Annotated in this window: 11 protein-coding genes; 7 read left to right on the forward strand and 4 right to left on the reverse strand. The window is 64.0% G+C overall.

Annotation, left to right across the window (positions count from 1 at the left end; all coding sequences use genetic code 11):
• The first annotated feature begins 203 nt into the window (after window positions 1-203).
• The 4 genes from BMZ79_RS31225 to BMZ79_RS31240 all read left to right on the forward strand — a co-directional run bounded on the left by BMZ79_RS31225 (window position 204) and on the right by BMZ79_RS31240 (window position 7,628).
• Window positions 204-539: a YflT domain-containing protein gene (locus BMZ79_RS31225; protein ID WP_240546135.1), complete on the forward strand. Its 336-nt coding sequence runs from the start codon at window positions 204-206 to the stop codon at window positions 537-539.
• A 159-nt stretch (window positions 540-698) separates the two neighbouring features.
• Window positions 699-4,418, forward strand: coding sequence for a response regulator (locus BMZ79_RS31230; RefSeq protein ID WP_090648479.1), 3,720 nt, complete (start codon window positions 699-701; stop codon window positions 4,416-4,418).
• A 22-nt stretch (window positions 4,419-4,440) separates the two neighbouring features.
• Window positions 4,441-5,289, forward strand: coding sequence for a CheR family methyltransferase (locus BMZ79_RS31235; protein ID WP_090648481.1), 849 nt, complete (start codon window positions 4,441-4,443; stop codon window positions 5,287-5,289).
• Window positions 5,290-5,405: 116 nt separating this feature from the next.
• On the forward strand, window positions 5,406-7,628 hold the full coding sequence (locus BMZ79_RS31240; RefSeq protein WP_371263829.1) for a response regulator: 2,223 nt from the start codon (window positions 5,406-5,408) through the stop codon (window positions 7,626-7,628).
• 141 nt (window positions 7,629-7,769) lie between these two features.
• Here BMZ79_RS31240 and BMZ79_RS31245 read toward each other — a convergent pair whose 3' ends face one another.
• The 4 genes from BMZ79_RS31245 to BMZ79_RS31265 form a co-directional block, all read right to left on the reverse strand.
• The gene (locus tag BMZ79_RS31245) at window positions 7,770-8,393 is read right to left on the reverse strand and encodes a TetR/AcrR family transcriptional regulator (protein ID WP_090648482.1); all 624 of its coding nucleotides are present in this window, start codon (window positions 8,391-8,393) and stop codon (window positions 7,770-7,772) included.
• Window positions 8,394-8,865: 472 nt separating this feature from the next.
• Complete coding sequence (locus BMZ79_RS31255) at window positions 8,866-9,669, reverse strand: SDR family oxidoreductase (RefSeq protein WP_090648487.1); 804 nt, start codon at window positions 9,667-9,669, stop codon at window positions 8,866-8,868.
• A 506-nt stretch (window positions 9,670-10,175) separates the two neighbouring features.
• A complete protein-coding gene (locus tag BMZ79_RS31260) occupies window positions 10,176-11,069 on the reverse strand; it encodes a carbohydrate ABC transporter permease (protein WP_090648490.1) in 894 nt (297 codons plus the stop codon).
• 14 nt (window positions 11,070-11,083) lie between these two features.
• Window positions 11,084-12,052, reverse strand: coding sequence for an ABC transporter permease (locus BMZ79_RS31265; RefSeq protein WP_090648491.1), 969 nt, complete (start codon window positions 12,050-12,052; stop codon window positions 11,084-11,086).
• Between the two features lie 187 nt (window positions 12,053-12,239).
• Here BMZ79_RS31265 and BMZ79_RS31270 point away from each other — a divergent pair, with 187 nt between their 5' ends.
• The 3 genes from BMZ79_RS31270 (at window position 12,240) to BMZ79_RS31280 (ending at window position 17,424) form a co-directional block, all read left to right on the forward strand.
• Entirely contained in the window at window positions 12,240-13,817 is a 1,578-nt protein-coding gene (locus tag BMZ79_RS31270) for a response regulator (protein WP_177222449.1), read from the forward strand.
• Window positions 13,792-15,561, forward strand: coding sequence for a sensor histidine kinase (locus BMZ79_RS31275; RefSeq protein WP_090648496.1), 1,770 nt, complete (start codon window positions 13,792-13,794; stop codon window positions 15,559-15,561). Before BMZ79_RS31270 ends, BMZ79_RS31275 begins: the two co-directional genes overlap by 26 nt.
• A 189-nt stretch (window positions 15,562-15,750) precedes the next feature.
• Window positions 15,751-17,424, forward strand: a complete 1,674-nt coding sequence (locus BMZ79_RS31280; RefSeq protein WP_090648499.1) for an ABC transporter substrate-binding protein — start codon at window positions 15,751-15,753, stop codon at window positions 17,422-17,424.
• Window positions 17,425-17,552: the final 128 nt, after the last annotated feature.

Consider the following 17,552-nt stretch of genomic DNA (forward strand, 5'->3'; position numbering starts at 1 on the left):
GGCGCCTTTCCGCGTTCCTATACACGTATACACGGGCGGGAAACCGGGTGAATCGCCTGCTCCCGCGCAACGTCCCGAACGGTAGGCCGAACGTCCCGCGGCCGGGCGAATTCGTCCCGGTGCTTGTTTCAAGGCGGCCGCCCGGGGGTAAATCCAGACTAGCCTCACCTGGCAAATCCATTTGAAAAGCGGAGGGATTCACGATGCAACCGATGAAACCGAGCGTTCAAATCGTACCGACGGCCATGGATGCGCTGCATACCGTACAGGAGCTGAACCGGCGTGGATACAGGCAGGAAAACATTTACGTGCTGGCGCACGACAGCAGCCAAACGAAATCGTTGTCCGACGCGGCGGACGCGAACGAAATCGGCATGAAGGAAGAGGGCATGTTCACCGCGATGGCGAATGTGTTCAAATCGAGGGGCGACGAAATTCGCTCGAAGCTGACGTCGATCGGCTTGTCCGACATGGAAGCGGAACGCTACGAAGAGGAGCTTGATCGCGGTCGTGTACTCGTTATTACCAACATCCACTAAGCATCGAATCGCAAGGCAATCGACCAACGATCCGAATCGTTGCGGCGAGGTCGCCGTCCTCCGGGACGCGCGGCCTGTTCGCGCGTGGAGATAGCGGGCTGCCGGCACGAGCCGGAGCCGACATGACGACAAAGGGGAAATTCGGGTGGGTTATCGCGGATGAAGACAAAGACAAAATTAATGATCAGCTTTATCGTCATGATGCTGGTGCTGATGTTTATTTCGATCGTCTGCTTGAACAACGTGTCGATGCTGGGCGGCAAGCTGGACGAGGTGTACGGCAACCGGTACCAGAAGCTGATGCTGGCGTACGACCTGCGGGGCTCGATCAACAAGGTGGCGCGGGGCATCACGAACGTCCTGACCGTGCCGACGGCGGACAATCTGGCCAAGAACGACGCCCTGCTGACCGACGAGCCGAAGAACGCCTTGGGCTACTTCGGGCAGTTAAAGCAGCTGTCCGATGCCGAAGCGGAACAAGCGTCGCTTAGCGAACTCGAGCGCAGCCTGACCGCCTATCTTCAATATACGGACGAGGCGAAGCGGTTGATCGCGGCAGGACACGGCGCCGATGCGGTCGCCCTGCGGGAGAAGGAAGGCGTCGCCAGCCAGGAGAATACGGTCAACCTGATCGACGACTTGACCGCCTTTCACCGCCGGGCCGCCGACGACGCCGTCGCATCGGCTAGAGCCGCGAACGAGAACACGCGGGCGGTCATGGTGACGACGATGGTGGCCGGCATGCTGATCGGCATCGGCACGATGCTTTGGAACATCGCCGGCTTGACGCGAAGTCTGAACCGGCTGACGGCCATGATCGGCGCCTATGCCCGGGGCATCAGCGATCCCGCCCTGCGCCGCCGCGCGGAGACCGGAGATGAATTCGGCACCGTGGCCAAGGCGTTCTTCTCGCTCGCGGACGATTTGGAGCGCAAGACGGAGGCCGAGCAGCGCTACAACAAGCAGATGGAGGACGAGGCGTGGGTGAAGTCCAATCTCGCCGCGACGACCGTGGAGCTGCAGGGCGCCGTGGAGCTTCGCCAGCTGGCGACGGCGTTCATGGACCGGCTCGTGCCGCTCGTCGGCGCGGCATACGGCGGGCTGTACGTTCGCGACGGCTACGGCGAGGACAGCCGGTTCCGGCTGCAGGGCGCTTACGCGCCGCAGGACGAAGCCGCCTTCGAGCGGCAGTTCCGGATGGGCGAAGGACTCGTCGGGCAATGCGCCCGCGGCGGGCAGCCGCTCGAGCTGGCCGAGCTGCCGGCCGACTACGTCCGGGTCCGTTCCGGTTCGGGCGAGACGCAGCCGCGCTCGCTGCTGCTCCTGCCGGTCGGCTACCGGGACCGGCAGCTCGCCGTCATCGAGCTGGCGTCGCTGCAGCCGATCGCCGGCCGGCGGCGCGAGCTGCTGGCGGAGCTGGCGGAAGGACTCGGCAGCGTGCTCAATACGCTGTTCGGCCGGCTGCAGATCGAGGAGCTCCTGCGGGAGTCGCAAGCGCTGAGCGAAGAGCTGCAGGTGCAGTCGGAAGAGCTCGTGTCGCAGCAGGAAGAGCTGCGCCGCTCCAACGATCAGCTGGAGGAGCAGACCCGTTCGCTGAAGAGATCGGAGGAGCTGCTGCAGAGCCAGCAGGAGGAGCTGGAGCAGACGAACGAGCAGCTGCTGCAGAAGACGCATCTGCTGGAAGCCGAGATGCGCGAGACGGAGCGGAAGAACGAACAGATCGAACGGACGAAGACGGCGCTGGAGCGGCAGACCGTGCAGCTGGCGCTGTCGTCCAAGTACAAGTCCGAGTTTCTCGCGAACATGTCGCATGAGCTGCGGACGCCGCTGAACAGCCTGCTGATTCTTTCCCAGATGCTGGTGGATAATAAGGAAGGGAATTTGAACGGCAAGCAGATCGAGTTCGCCTCGACGATCCATTCGTCCGGCAGCGACCTGCTCAAGCTGATCGACGAGATTCTGGATTTGTCCAAGATCGGCGCGGGCAAAATGAGCCTCGTCACCGAACACGTGACGATCGCCGAGCTGGAGCAGACGATGCGGCGGAGCTTCGGCCCGCTGAGCCAGCAAAAAGGGCTCTCCTTCGACGTGAAGGTGGCGCCGGACGTCCCGGAGGGCTTGTATTCCGACGGCCACCGCATGAAGCAGGTGCTGAAGAACCTGCTGTCGAACGCGTTCAAATTCACGCATCGGGGCGAGGTCGTCCTGGCGATCCGCTGCGCGCGGCCGGACGAAACGCCGGTCCGGGCCGAACAGGGCCGGATGCTCGCCTTCGAGGTGCACGATACCGGCATCGGCATTCCCGCGGAGAAGCAGCAGCTGGTGTTCGAAGCGTTCCAGCAGGTCGACGGCACGACCAGCCGCATCTACGGCGGCACCGGCCTCGGCCTGGCCATCAGCCGCGACTTGGCGGGGCTGCTCGGCGGCACCATCGAGCTGGCCAGCGAAGAGGGACGCGGCAGCACGTTCACGCTGTACCTGCCGGAGTATTACGTGGCCGCGAGCGCGCCGGAAGCCGGCGAAGACGCCAAGCTCGGCGAGCAGGCCGTGGAAGCGGCGATGCTGGCCGAGCCGGGGCGGCACGCCATCGGCGCCGTCCTCGCGGAGGCGGCGCCGGGCTTCGCGCCGCCGCCGAACCGCGCGGATGCCGCGCGCGTGCCGGCCCCGTCGCCGATCGAGGACGACCGCGGCGCCATCGGCCCGGAGGACCGCACCGTGCTCATCATCGAGGACGACGGGCCGTTCGCCCGCGTGCTGCTCGACATCGCGCGGTCCCGCGGGTTCAAGGGCATCGTCGCCATGCAGGGCGACATCGGCCTCGACGACGCGCGGACGTTCAAGCCGGACGCGATCCTGCTCGATATCATGCTGCCGGTCATGGACGGCTGGTCCGTCCTGCATCATCTGAAGCACGACGCGGATACGCGCCATATTCCGGTGCACGTCGTCTCCGTCATGGAGGAAGTACGGCAGGGCTTATCCATGGGCGCGATCGCCTACCTGCGCAAGCCGGCGGACAAGGAGCGGCTCGACCGGCTGTTCCAGCAGATCGAATCGTTCCTCGACCGCGACCTGAAATACGTGCTCGTCGTGGAGGACGACGCCGCCCAGCGGACGGGCATCATCGAGCTGGTCGGCGACGAGGACGTCGTCGTAAAGGCGGTGTCGTCGGGCCGCGAGGCGATGCGCGAGCTCGAGGACCGGCACTACGACTGCATGGTGCTCGACCTCGGCCTGCCGGATATCTCCGGCTTCGAGCTGCTCGACCGCATTCGGAGCAGCGAGAAGCTGCGGGAGCTGCCGATCATCATCTATACCGGCCGGGATCTGGACAAGAAGGAAGAGATTCAGCTGAAGAAATACGCCGAGACGATCATTATCAAGGACGTCAAGTCGCCGGAGCGGCTGCTGGACGAGACGACCCTGTTCCTGCACCGCGTCGTGGCGGACCTGCCGGAGGCGAAGCGCAGCGTGCTGCGTAAACTGCACAGCGTGGAGACGATTTTCGAAGGAAAATCGATCCTGATCGTCGACGACGACATTCGCAACGTGTTCGCGCTCTCGAGCGCGCTGGAAGGCTACAAGATGGACATTCATTTCGCCGAGAACGGCCGCGAAGCGCTCGAGCTGCTGGAGCAGCACCCGGAAGTGCAGCTCGTGCTCATGGACATGATGATGCCGGAGATGGACGGCTACGAGACGATGCGGCATATCCGCGCGACGGCGGCGTTCGAGCGGCTGCCGATCATCGCGATCACGGCGAAAGCCATGAAGGAAGACCGGGACAAATGCATCGAGGCCGGAGCGTCCGATTACATCGCGAAGCCGGTCAACATCGACCAGCTGCTGTCCTTGATGAGGGTGTGGTTATATCAATAACGAAACGGTGAGAGACGACGACATGCTGCGAGAAGAAGATCCTAACAAAGCCGGCGAGCGGGAGCAGATCGAAATCGCGCTGCTGCTGGAAGGCCTGTTCCAGCTCTACGGCTACGATTTCCGCAATTACGCGTTCTCCTCCATCCGCCGGCGCATTTGGCACCGGGTGAACGCGGAGCGGCTGCCGACGATTACGGCGCTGACGGAGCGGGTGCTGCACGACCGGGCGGTCATGAACCGGCTGCTGACCGACCTGACGATCCACGTGACCGAGATGTTCCGCGACCCGGAGGCGTTCCGGGCGTTCCGGCAATCGGTCGTGCCGCTGCTGCGCACGTATCCGTTCATCCGGATCTGGCACGCGGGCTGCTCCACGGGCGAGGAAGTCTACTCCATGGCCATCCTGCTGAAGGAAGAGGGACTGTACGACAAGACGCGGATCTACGCGACGGACATGAACGAGCGCGTGCTCGAGACGGCGCGCGAGGGCGTGTTCCCGCTGGAGCGCATGCAGACGTTCACGCGCAATTACATCGAGGCGGGCGGCAAGGAATCGTTCAGCAACTACTATACGGCGAAGTACGACTCCGTGCTGTTCAAGAGCGAGCTGAAGAGCAATATCGTCTTCGCCCAGCATAATCTGGTAACGGACCGCTCGTTCAACGAGTTCAACGTGATCTTTTGCCGCAACGTCATGATCTATTTCAACAAGGAGCTGCAGAACCACGTGCACGCCCTGCTTTTCGAGAGCCTGAGCACCTTCGGCATCCTGGCGCTGGGCACCAAGGAATCGATCAACTTCACGCGGCATGCCGACGCGTACGAGGAGCTGGACGCGCACAGCCGCCTGTACCGCAAAATCAAATCGTAGGAGGGACGGCCGACGACGCTTCGGGCTTTCCGCGGATGCCGCGGGAGCGAGGGCTTGGGAGACCCGCCGAAGCCGTTGCCGTACCATGGCAAGGGGAAGGTGAAGACGCAATGATGATCGCTTACGATGGACCGGTCAACATCCTGCTGGTGGACGACCATCCGGATAATCTGCTGGCGCTGGAGGCGGTGCTGGGGGACCTGAACTGCAACCTGGTCAAATGCCTCTCCGGCGCGGAAGCCTTGCGCTGTCTGCTCAAGGACGAATTCGCGGTCATTTTGCTCGACGTGCAGATGCCGGAAATGGACGGTTTCGAGACGGCGCGGCTGATCAAGTCGCGGAAAAAGACGCAGGAGACGCCGATCATCTTCATCTCGGCGACGAGCAAGGATGCGGAGCACTTCTTCACCGGCTACGAGGCCGGCGCGATCGACTATATGCTGAAGCCGTTCGTGCCGCAGATCTTGCGCGCCAAGATCGAAGGCTTCGTGCGGCTCTACGTCGGCAGCAAGACGCTGCAGCTGCAGGCGGAGCTGCTCCAGCGGCAGACGGCCGAGCTGGAGCGGGGCAACCTCGAGCTGATGCAGACGACGTACCAGTTGACGAAGACGCAGGCGCTGACCCGCGCCATTCAGGAGACGAGCACGGACACGATGATGACCTTCGACGAGAACGGCGTCATCCTGACGGTCAACCCGGCGGTCGCCGCGATGTTCGGCTACCGCGAGGACGAAGTGCTCGGCCATCCCGTCACGATGCTCATCCCCTGCTTCGAAGGCGGCGCGTACCGGCTCGGCGGGATGGAAGGGGCGGCTGCGGCCGCAGCCGGGGAGGCGGGTTGCACGGCCGGCGGAGCATCGGACGAATCGGACGCGGCGGGCTTCGGCGCGCCGGCGGGCGAGCGGATGCAGCTGCACCCGGTGCGCAAGGACGGCAGCCGGTTCCCGGCGGAGATCCAGATCGGCATGGCGACCATCGACGAGGAGCGGATCTATGCCTGCACGGTCAGCGACATGACCGAACGGAGACGGTTCGAGCGCGAGCTGATGGCCGCCAAGGAGACGGCGGAGGTCGCGGCCCGCGCGAAGACGAATTTCCTCGCGATGGTGAGCCACGAGATCCGCACGCCGATGAACGGGGTGCTCGGCATGACCGGGCTGCTGCTCGACACGGAGCTCGACGAATCGCAGCGGGAATACGGCGAGATCATCCGCAAGAGCGGCGAAGCGCTCCTGTCGGTCATCAACGACATCCTCGATTACGCGAAGATCGAGTCCGGCAAGCTCGAGGTGGAGCAGCTGCCGTTCAAGCTGCCGCTGCTCATCGCCGAGACGTTCGACATCTTCACGGCCAAATCGATGCAGAGCCGCTTGTCGCTGTCGTACGAGGCGGACCCGGCGCTGCCGGAGCTGCTGGTGGGCGACGAGATCAAGCTGCGCCAGGTGCTCGTGAACCTGATCGGCAACGCCTTCAAATTCACGCCGGAAGGGAGCATCTCCGTCTCCTCGCGTCTGCTCGGCATGGCCGGACAGACGGCGCGGATCGAATTCGTCGTGACGGACACCGGCGTCGGCATTCCGGCGGATAAGCTGCCGCTGCTGTTCCAGCCGTTCTCGCAGGTCGACACGTCGCTCGCGCGGCAGTACGAAGGCACGGGCCTCGGCCTCGCCATCTGCAAGAACCTCGTCGAGCTGATGGGCGGCACCATCGGCGTGTCGTCCGTCGTGGGCGAGGGCACGACGTTCCGGTTCATCGTCCCGATGACGACGTGGCTGACGCCGCACGGAGAGGCCGCGGCCGACTCGACGGGCGGGGACCGGCCGGCGTCGCCCCCGCGCGGCAGCTTCGCCGCGGCGGAGGAGGATGCCGCCGCGTCGAGCCAGGCGCCGTCCGGCTTCGGGGAAGCCGGCCTCGCCGACGCGCGGGCGGACCTGCGCGGCGGCGCCGCCGCTGCCGTGCTCGTCGCCGACGACAACGAGATCAACCAGAAGCTGACGCTCACGCTCCTGCATAAGCTCGGCATCGCCGCCGACGTCGCGAGCAACGGGAGCGAGGCCGTCGAACGGGCCGGCCGGCGGGCGTACGACCTCATTCTGATGGATATGCGCATGCCCGTCATGGATGGGCTCGAAGCGACGCGGCGCGTGCTCGCTTCCGCGCCGGCCGGGCAGGCGCCGGTCGTGGTGGCGATGACGGCGAACGTGCTGCCGAGCGACCGGGAGCGCTGCCTGGAGGCGGGCATGGCGGATTTCCTGGCGAAGCCGATCCAGTTCGACGCCGTGAAGCGGGTGTTGAAGCGGTACGGCATCGAGCCGGAACGGAAGCAGACGTCGCGCTAGGCGCGGCTCCGGCCTTGCGGTCATTCGCGCGGTTTGCGCGACGAAGGCGCGGTTCGCGCTTCGCGGATACATAGCGTTCCGAAACCAAACAACCTCCGGTTTGCCGATCGCGGCCTGCCGGAGGTTGTTTGGTTTTGCCGTTCAGCCGGGAGTCCGCTGAAGCCCGCGCAGAAGCACGTCCGCCGATTTCACGCTCGCGGCGGCCAGGTCGTATGCGGCATCCGACAGGCACCACGTCATCGTCGCGCCCGTGATGAAGATGTACAGGTTGTTCACGATGTCGTCCCGCGACAGCTCTTCCCGGAACAGGGAGCTTGCGATGCCGTCGTCCACGATGCCGTGCAGCAGCTCGGGCTCCAGGCAATTCGCGAAGAACGAAGGCGCCTCCGGCGATTTGGCGGCCAGATAGACGACGAAGGTCAGCTTCGTGAGCTCTTCCCCGACGACGGCCGGAAAACCGAACGCGAGGGCGAGGTACGTCCTCAGCTTGTCGATCGGCGAAGCGTCCGGATGCGCTTGCGCGTAAGCCGCGAAGTGCTCGTCCATGTATTCGGACATATCGTCGCGGTACAGCTTGCGGACGATGTCCTCTTTCGACTTGTAGTGAATATAGAAGGCGCCCTTGGAGAGGCCGCACCGCTCGCAAATTTCGTCGACCGTCACGTGGTTGTAGCCCTTGGCCAAGATGAGCTCCTTCGCGACGGCGAAGATCCGCTTCTTGGTCGCCTTTCCCTTTTGCAGCCGTTTCGTTTCCGTGGTCTTCATCGTTCGTCCCCCCTGAACCCACTATACGGCATCCGTTTTCGGGAAGTCAAAGCAAGGGATGGGACAGGCAGCTTGCGAAGCGATCGGGGGAGCGAAGCGAACGGAGCGTGCTTGCGGCAGCGGAGGAATACCGGGTGAACGCTTCGCGTTCGCGGCTGCCGACGAATGGCTGTTGCCAACGCACGCCGCCGGATGCCAACGGCTGCCGCAAACGCACGCTGCCGCAAGCGAACGGCTGCCGCAAACAGGCGAAACCGGCCGACTCCCTTGCCGCGAGCAGCGGGGCCGGCCGGTTTCGTTCGCGAGCCGCGAGCCGGCTTCGGCGGAACCGCGGCCCCCGGGGACTTTGCACCGCTCTTGCGCTCGCGGCGCTTTTCTGGCACGGCGCCGGCGAGCGCCCGTCCGAGCGCGGGCTTTGCGCTCGCGACGCGATTCGCGCGAGGCGCCGGCGAGCGCAAGCCCGAGCGCGCGGCTAGCCGCGAAGCAGCGACTCCGCGCCGTCGATGTAGATCGGCGTGCCCGTGATATGGCTCGACGCGTCGGAGGCGAGGAACAGGACGAGGTCCCCGACCTGGGACGCCCGCCCGGGCGCGTTTTCGAGCGGCTGGTCGCCCTCGGGAAACTCGACCGGGATTTTGATCTCGTCCAACTCCGGCGTCGGATGCGTGTTTTGGCCGATGTGCGTCCGGATGGCGCCGGGGCAGATCGCGTTGACCCGGATGCCGTACTGGGCCAGCTCCAGCGCGGCCATTTGCATGAACGCCACTTGTCCCGCCTTCGACGTGCTGTAGGCGCTCATGCCGAAGTTGGAGAACACCCGGTTGCCGTTGATGGAGCTCGTGATGACGATGCTGCCGCCGTTTTGCTTCAGGAACGGCACGGCGTATTTGACCGTCAGGAAGGTGCCCTTGAGGTTGATGTCGAGCGTCGTGCTCCAGTCCTCCGGCGTCAACGTCTCGATCGGCGCCAGCGTCCCGTTGATGCCCGCGTTGGCGAAGACGGCGTCGAGCCGGTCCCAGCGGTTCGCCGCTTCCCGGATCGCGCTCTCGATATCCTCGGCCTGCGAGATGTCCGCCTCGATGGCGATCGCCTCGCCGCCGGCTTCCTCGATCCGCCGCTTGACGTCCGCGACGCGTTCCTCCTTCACGTCCACGAGCGCGATCCGCGCGCCCTCCTCCGCCAGCCGGAGCGCCGCCGCCCGGCCGATGCCGGAGCCCGCGCCCGTAATGACGGCCACTTTGCCGTCCATGAGTCCTTTACCGCTAGTTGTGGTCATACCGGGGTCAGTCCTCCCATTCGATTCGGTGGATGTTCGTCCGATGGTGATCGTCCGCATCCTCTCATACCCGTTTTTGCCTAAAAGCAACCAAATATACGCGTATCGCGCGAAGCGCCGGCCGTTGCCCTGCGGGCTTGGCCGGGTGACGCGCCTGATTAGATCGGCCGGCCTGCAGGGGGCGGGTGAAGCATCGCCTCGAGCTGTCGCGCCCTAAGGAAAAAGATTCCTGCATTTCCGCGCTTGCAGTCACTCGCAGTTCGCTGTCACGGAGTCGAAGGCATCATCGTTTGTCTATTGGCGGTGGGTGGCCGCCAAATTAAAGAAATGCCTGAATGGGGCGAAATAACGGAACGCGTGTCCGAGGGGGATAGCGGGTTGTCGCTGCGCCTGCCGCTGCATGAAAAAGCCCCCGACTCCGCGGCTGCGGTTTCGGAGGCTATTATGGTCGTCTTTCGGGGCCGGGTGCATGCCGCTAGGCTGCAGCCCGCCCGCCAACCCCCGCCTCAGCTCTTGATCGCGCCCATCATGATCCCCTTCACGAAGAAGCGTTGGATGAACGGATACACGAGCATGATCGGCACCGTCGACACCATCGTGACGGCCATCCGGATGCTCTCGCCGGACACCGGGATGCGCTTCGACGACTTGGCCAGCGCTTCCGCCTCGGACACCATGGCGCCCGTCTGGTACTGGTTCAGGATCTTGACCAGCACGGCCTGCAGCGTCTTCAGCTCCGGCTTGTACGTGTAGATGTACGAATCGTACCACGAGTTCCAGTGCCCGATGCCGATGAACAGCGCGATGGTCGCGAGCACCGGCACGCAGAGCGGCAGGACGACGCTCGCGAAGATCTGCAGGTCGTTCGCCCCGTCGATTTTGGCCGATTCCTCCAGCTCCGGCGGCAGCTGTTCGATGTACGTCCGCACGAGAATCATGAGGAAGACGCCGATCAGCCCCGGGAAGACGAACACCCAGAACGAATCGATCAGCTGCAGCGACTTGATGATCATGTACGTCGGGATGAGGCCGCCGCCGAAGTACATCGTGAAGATGAAGAAGAGCGTGAAGAACCGCCACGCGATCAGCTCGCGCTTGCTGAGCGCGTATGCCATCAAGGCGATGGCGAGCACGGACAGCGGCGTGCCGACGACGGTCCGCAGGACGGTGACCTTCACCGAGCCGATCAGCTCCGAATTGCGCAGGATCGACCGGTAGCTCTCGAGCGTGAACTCCCGCGGCCAGAGGTAGAGTCCGCCGCGCACGGCGTCGGTGGCGTCGTTCAGCGAGACGACGAGAATGTTCCAGAACGGATAGAAGGTGACGACGAAGACGAGGCACAGGAACGCGTACATCAGAACGTCGAACGATTTATCCGCCAGCGTGCTTTTTCCGGGCATGGTGCGCTCCCTCCTTAGAACAGCGATTGGTTGTTGATCTTCTTGGACGCGGAATTGACGATGACGATGATGATGAACGCGACGACGGAGTTGAACAGCCCGACGGCGCTCGCGTAGGAGAACATGGAATTTTGCAAGCCGTACCGGAACGAATAGGTCGAAAGCACGTCGGAATAATCCTGGTTCAGCCCGTTGCCGAGCAGGAAGTGCTGGTCGAAGCCCGCGTTCAGCACGCCGCCGAGCGAGAAGATGAGCAGGATGACGATCGTCGGCTTCAGATGCGGCAGCGTGACGTACACGATCTGCTTGAACCGCCCGGCGCCGTCGACCTTGGCGGCTTCGTACAGATCGAGGTTGATCGAGGAGATCGCGGCCAGATAAATGATCGAGTTGTAGCCCATCTCCTTCCACGTGTTGCCGATCGCGACGATCCACCAGAAATACTTGCCCTCCTGCAGGAACAGGATGCTGTCATGCGTCAGGTGCAGCCACTTCAGCACGTTGTTCACGATGCCGTCCGACGACAGCACGGTGACGATGATGTTCGCCGCGATGACCCAGGAGATGAAGTGCGGCAGGTACGAGACGGTCTGCACCGTCTTCTTGAAAACGGCGCCCTTGATCTCGTTCACCGCGATCGCGATCAGGATCGGCACGGGGAAAGACACGACCAGGGAGAGCAGCGTCGAAGCCAGCGTGTTGCGCATGATGATCAGGAAGTCGCCGTTGCTGAAGAAATAGTCGAACCACTTGAAGCCGACGAATTCGCCGTGGAACAGGTTGGTCCAGAAGCTGCCGAGCATCGGCTGATAGTTGATGAAGGCCATGTACAGCCCGGCCATCGGCAAATAGGCGAACAGCGCCGCCCAGATGAACGCGGGGAGCAGCATCAGCAGCAGGTAGCGCTGCTCCAGCAGCCGCTGCCGGAAGGGCCGTTTGGCCCGTTTTTCGTTGGCGCGAATCGTCGTAGCCGCCGTTTCCATGGAGCGCACCTCTTTCGGTCATATTGGCCAAATTATACGGGCCCGCGATTTCGGCCAGCAATACAACAATGTGAAGAATCGTGCGGGAAAACGTCTTACATGCCGCAATCGGTCTTTTTGGCCTTCTTCGCGGATCGGGCCAAGTAGTATAATTAGGGCTGCACTTCGAGGAAACGGGGGTTCGCGCATGCTGACGGTATTTCTGGTGGAAGACGAAGCCATCGAGCTGAATCTGATGATGAACCATATCGATTGGACGGCCATGGGCATCAAGGTCCTGGGCGGGGCGCGGAACGGCCGGAAGGCGTGGGAGCAGATCCGGGCGCTGCGGCCGGACGTCGTGCTGACCGACGTGCGCATGCCGTTCATGGACGGCCTGCAGCTGGCCGCGCTGATCCAGGAACATTGCGAGTGGATCAAGGTCGTGTTCCTGAGCGGGCACGACGAGTTCGCGTACGTGAAGTCCGCGCTGGAATCGGGCGCGGTCGGCTACCTGCTGAAGCCGATCGACCGGACCGAGCTGGCCGCGGTCATGGCCAAGGCGAAGGCCGAGGCCGAGAAGGCGAAGCTGCTCCGGCGCTCGCGGGACGTCCTGGCCGAGAGCCACATGGCGCGCCTGTTCGCGGATCGGGACGGTCCCGCGCGGGAGCATGCCTGGCGCGAGCTGATCGCGCTGGATCCCGGCTTTGCGGAGCGGACGTATGTAACCGCTTTAATCGCCGTCGACGGCTACGAGGCGCTGCTGGCGGCGGACCCCGAACGGGCCCGGGAGGTGCCCCGCACGGGGAGCCTGCTCCGCGAGCTGTTGGACGCCCGCCGGCCGGACGGAAGCGCGATCCGCTTAAGCGGGCACGAGTGGCTGGTCGCGCTGCCCGCCGAAGGCGGCGCGGGCGCGGCGGCGGACGCGGAGGCCGGCGGCTTCTGGGCGGAGGCGGCGGAGGCGGTCCGGGACGCGTTCGGCTGGACGGCGACCGTCGGGGTCGGCGGCGGGCCGGCGACGCTGCGCGAAGGCGGCGCGCTGCTGGCGCAAGCGCGGGAAGCGGCCGAGGAGCGCTTCTTCGACGGGCCCGGCCGCGTGACGCGGTTCGCGAGCCTGCCCGCGCGGCTCGAGCTCGGCCTCGGCGAAGGGGACGGCGACGCCCTGCCCGGCAAGCTCGATCTGGCGGACCGGGCGGGCACCGCCGAGGCGATCGGCCGTTTCTTCGAGCTGATGGTCCGCCTCCGCGCGACCAAGGCGCGCGTGCTGGCGGGCGCGCGGGCGCTGCTCGGCGCGATCGCCGCCGAACGGGCGAAGTACGGGGAACCCGTCGCCGCCGAGGCCGGCGAGCCCGCCGACTGGGCGCGGGCGGCGGAGCGCGCGGAGACGCTCGGGGAGCTCCGGGAGCTGCTGCTGGCGCTCGCCGGCGCCATCGGCGACGCGCTCGCGGGCCGGCAGCCGGACCGGCATTTGCAGCTCGTGCAGCAGGTCGCCGGGATCATCGAGGACGAGTACGGCGCGTCGCTCACGATCGACGACCTGGCGGGCCGGGTGTTCCTGTCCCCGAACTACCTGCGCGTGCTTTTCAAGGAGAAGAAGGGCTGCACCGTGCACGAATATTTGACGCGGATCCGGCTGAACAAGTCGCTCGAGCTGCTGAAGGACAAATCGCTCAAGATCCACGACGTCGCCCGGCGCGTCGGGTACGACAACACGTCCTACTTCTGTTCGTTCTTCTACAAAACGCAGGGAGTCACGCCCAATGCGTATCGCAAAAAGTTTCTATAGGCCGCTGCGGCCGTTCTACGCGAAGCTGGTCAACCGGCGGTACCGGAGCAAGCTGTTCCTCGTGTTCCTGCTCGTCACGATCGTCCCGGTGTCCTTCCTCGTCGCGTACGCGTACCACGCGATCAAGGACCAGCTCGTCCGCCAGGCCGTCGACAACGTCGGCGGCACGATGGCGCAGCTCGACAACAACATCGAGAACAAGCTCGACCTCTACGCGCAAATCTCCACGCTGATCTACCTGGACACGGAGCTGCGCAATTATTTGGTCAACCCGTACAAGAAGAACGACGTGTACGTGCTCGACGCGTTCGACTACATCAACAAGTCGCTGTACAAGATCATGGCGATGAATCCGAACCTGAAGGCGATCACGATCTATTCGGACAACGAATCGCTGAACTCGGACGGCTTCTTCATCAAGCACATGGAGGATCTGCCGCAGACGCTCCGCGACCGCTCGTTCCAGGCGGAGGGCCGGCTGACGAGCTTCTACCAGAACGATTCCGCCGACGGAAAAGTCATTTTGCTGGCGCGTTCGCTGAACTACCTGAGCCTGAACTATCCGTACGGCATCCTGACGATGGAGATTTCCGACTGGGAGCTCTATTCCCTGATCGAGAAGGAGAACAAGAACAAGACGATCTACGTGGCGGACGAGAACGGCGACGTCATCACGTCGAGCGTCCGGCAGCCGGCGTACCGGAACGTCGCGGAGCTTCTGCCCGGCGGCGCTCATGCGGACGCGCTGAACGCGGGGCGGCCGGTCTACGCGAAGATCGGCGGCGAGCCGTCCATTCTCGTGGAGAAGCGGCTCTCGAACGGCTGGCGGACGGTCGTCGTCCTCCCCTACGACGAGCTGATCGACCAGGCGTCCGATGCCTCGCGGAGAATGCTCCTGATCTCGCTCGCCTGCATCGCCGTCGCCGTCGTGCTGATCTACGGCACGAGCCAGCTCATGACGAAGCGCTTCGAGTCGCTGCTGCAGCAGATCCGCAAGGTGGAGCGCGGGCATTTCGACGTCGACCTGCGGCGGATGGGCACGGACGAAGTCGGGCAGCTCTCGTTCGCGCTGAAGAAGATGGCGGTCACGATCCAGGAGCTGATCAACGACGTGTACAAGAAGGAGATCGCCCAGAAGGAGGCGGAGATGGACAGCCTGCAGGCCCAAATCTCGCCGCATTTCCTGTACAACACCCTCGCGTCGATCTCCGCGCTCGCCGTCGCGGGCGACACGAGGCAGAGCCACCGGATGGCGGACGACCTGGCGCGCTTCTACCGCATCTCGCTCAGCAAGGGGAAGAAGAGCATCCCGATCGAGCAGGAGCTGCGCCTGACCGAGCATTATCTCGCGATCCAGAAGGTGCGGTTCGAGGGACTGTTCGACGTCCGGTTCGTCCTCGACGAGTCGCTGCTGCACTACACGACGCCGAAGCTGATCCTGCAGCCGTTCCTCGAGAACTGCATCAACCACGCCATGTGGGACGAGGAGAAGGGCATCGGCATCGTCATCAGGCTGACGGCGGACGGGGGCGATCTGGTGCTGGCGGTCATCGACGACGGCATGGGCATCCCGCGGGACGTGATGGAGCGCATGCGCGACAAGCCGGACCAGTCCGCGGGCTACGGCATCTACAACGTGCACAAGCGGATCCAGCTCGCCTTCGGGGAGCGCTACGGCGTGCGCGTCTACAGCCGGCTCGGCATCGGGACGTCGGTCCACATCCGCATGCCGATGACGCGGTGAAGCGGGGATGTAAGTCGTTTTCCGGCACGTTTGAATGCAAAGTGGTATGGAAACGCGGCGAAGCGCGTGTCTACAATAAATCTAGGCGTCAGCGGTTCGGTCCGCAACGGAACCGGCCGGTCCGGGCGGGAATATGAAATCGCTGCCATCGCAACATTCGCCAATTCGGCATAGGGGGACAAGAGAGGCATGTGGAAAAAAGGACAGTTTCGGTTCACGGTCGCCATGGTGCTGATGGCATCGATGCTCGCCGGCTGCGGCGGCAACGACAAGCCGGCCGCGAACGAAGGCGCGGACGGCGGGAACGCGCCGGCGGCCGGCAACGCGGCCGGCACGAACGGGGGGGACGGCGGGAACGCGCCGGCGGGCAATAAGCCGGTGACGTTCACCTTCTTCGACGCGAACGTCGGCGACTCGTTCGACAACCCGGTCGCGAAGGAGATCACGGCGAAGACGAACGTCATGCTCGAGATCCAGCAGCCGACGGGCAATCCGTCCGAGAAGCTGAACCTGATGCTCGCGAGCAACGATTTGCCGGACATCATGGACATCGGCCGCGGCGACATCCTCGAGAAATACATCGCGGCGGGCGCGCTCGTCCCGCTGAACGACCTGATCGACCAGTACGGCCCGCACATCAAGGAGATGTACGGCGACATGCTGAAGAAGACGCGCAGCGCGGACGGCAAGAACTACTACCTCGCCAACTGGTACGGCCTCGAGCAATATCCGGTGTTCGGCTTCCTGATGCGGATGGACGTCATGAAGGAGCTCGGCGTCGGCGACAAGACGAACAACGGCGAGCCGTTCTCGTCCGACGAATTCGTCGATCTGCTGAAGAAGTACAAGGAGAAGTACCCGACGACGAATGGCAAGCCGACGGTGCCGATCACGTTCAACGGCGAGAACATGGGCGCGATCACGGGCTCGTTCAAGGGCATGTTCGGCATCATGCCGTACTACCAGGACGGCGGCGAGCTGAAGACGGACGTGAAGGATCCGCGCTACCTCGACATGATCAAATTCATGAATTCGCTGTACACGCAAGGCTTGATCGATCCGGAATGGGCGACCAACAAGACGCAGCAGTACGAGCAGAAGCTGGCGAGCGGCAGCTATTTCGCCACGGCCGACGCCTTCTGGAACCTCGGCAAGCCGAACACGATTCTGAAGGACGGCGCCAAGGACCAGGCGAAGAAGGACGAAGCGCAGTTTTATCCGTACAAGGTGCTGGCGCCGGGCGTCGAGCCGTCGAAGGCGACGTACGGGCCGAAGAGCTCCCTCGGCTGGGACGGCATCGGCATCTCGAAGAGCAACAAGGATCCGGTGCGGGCCATCCAATTCCTCGACTTCCTCGCGAGCGAGGAAGGGCAGTACCTGATGATGTGGGGCATCGAAGGCAAGGACTGGGACATGAAGGACGGCAAGCACGTGCCGAGGCCGGAGACGCTGGAAGGGTTCGCGAAGGACTGGGACGGCTATTCCAAGCAGACCGGCATCCGCAAATGGACGTGGACGATCAAGAACGGCCCGGGCTCCGACGGCACGCCGTACGACTTGATCGGCCGCTATCAGACCGATCCGGTATCCGCGCTCGCGATCAAGAACCTGGCGGACACGTCGTTCGACACGGCGCCGTTCGACAATCTCGGCCCGAGCGGCGGCACGCCGGAGGCGATCATCCAGCAGAAGGTCAACGAGACGACGTCGAAGTACTTCCCGCGCATGGTCATGGCCGCGTCGGAGACGGAAGCCGTCGCCACGTACGACAAGATGATGAAGGAGCTCGAGACCGCGGGCGTCTCGAAGCTCGAGAAGATCTATACCGACAACTACAACAAACGGATGGAGCTGTGGAAATAAGCGGTCGCGCGTTGCCGCGATTCGCGGAAGACGGCCCGATTCGGGGAAAGGAGCGCCTGTCGGCGCTCCTTTTTACATGGCGTTACGGAACCGAGCCGGTAAAAGAGAGCCGGAAGCGAGCCGGATGA

Source organism: Paenibacillus sp. UNC496MF (genome assembly GCF_900113915.1).
GTDB classification, from domain to species: Bacteria; Bacillota; Bacilli; order Paenibacillales; family Paenibacillaceae; genus Paenibacillus_Z; species Paenibacillus_Z artemisiicola.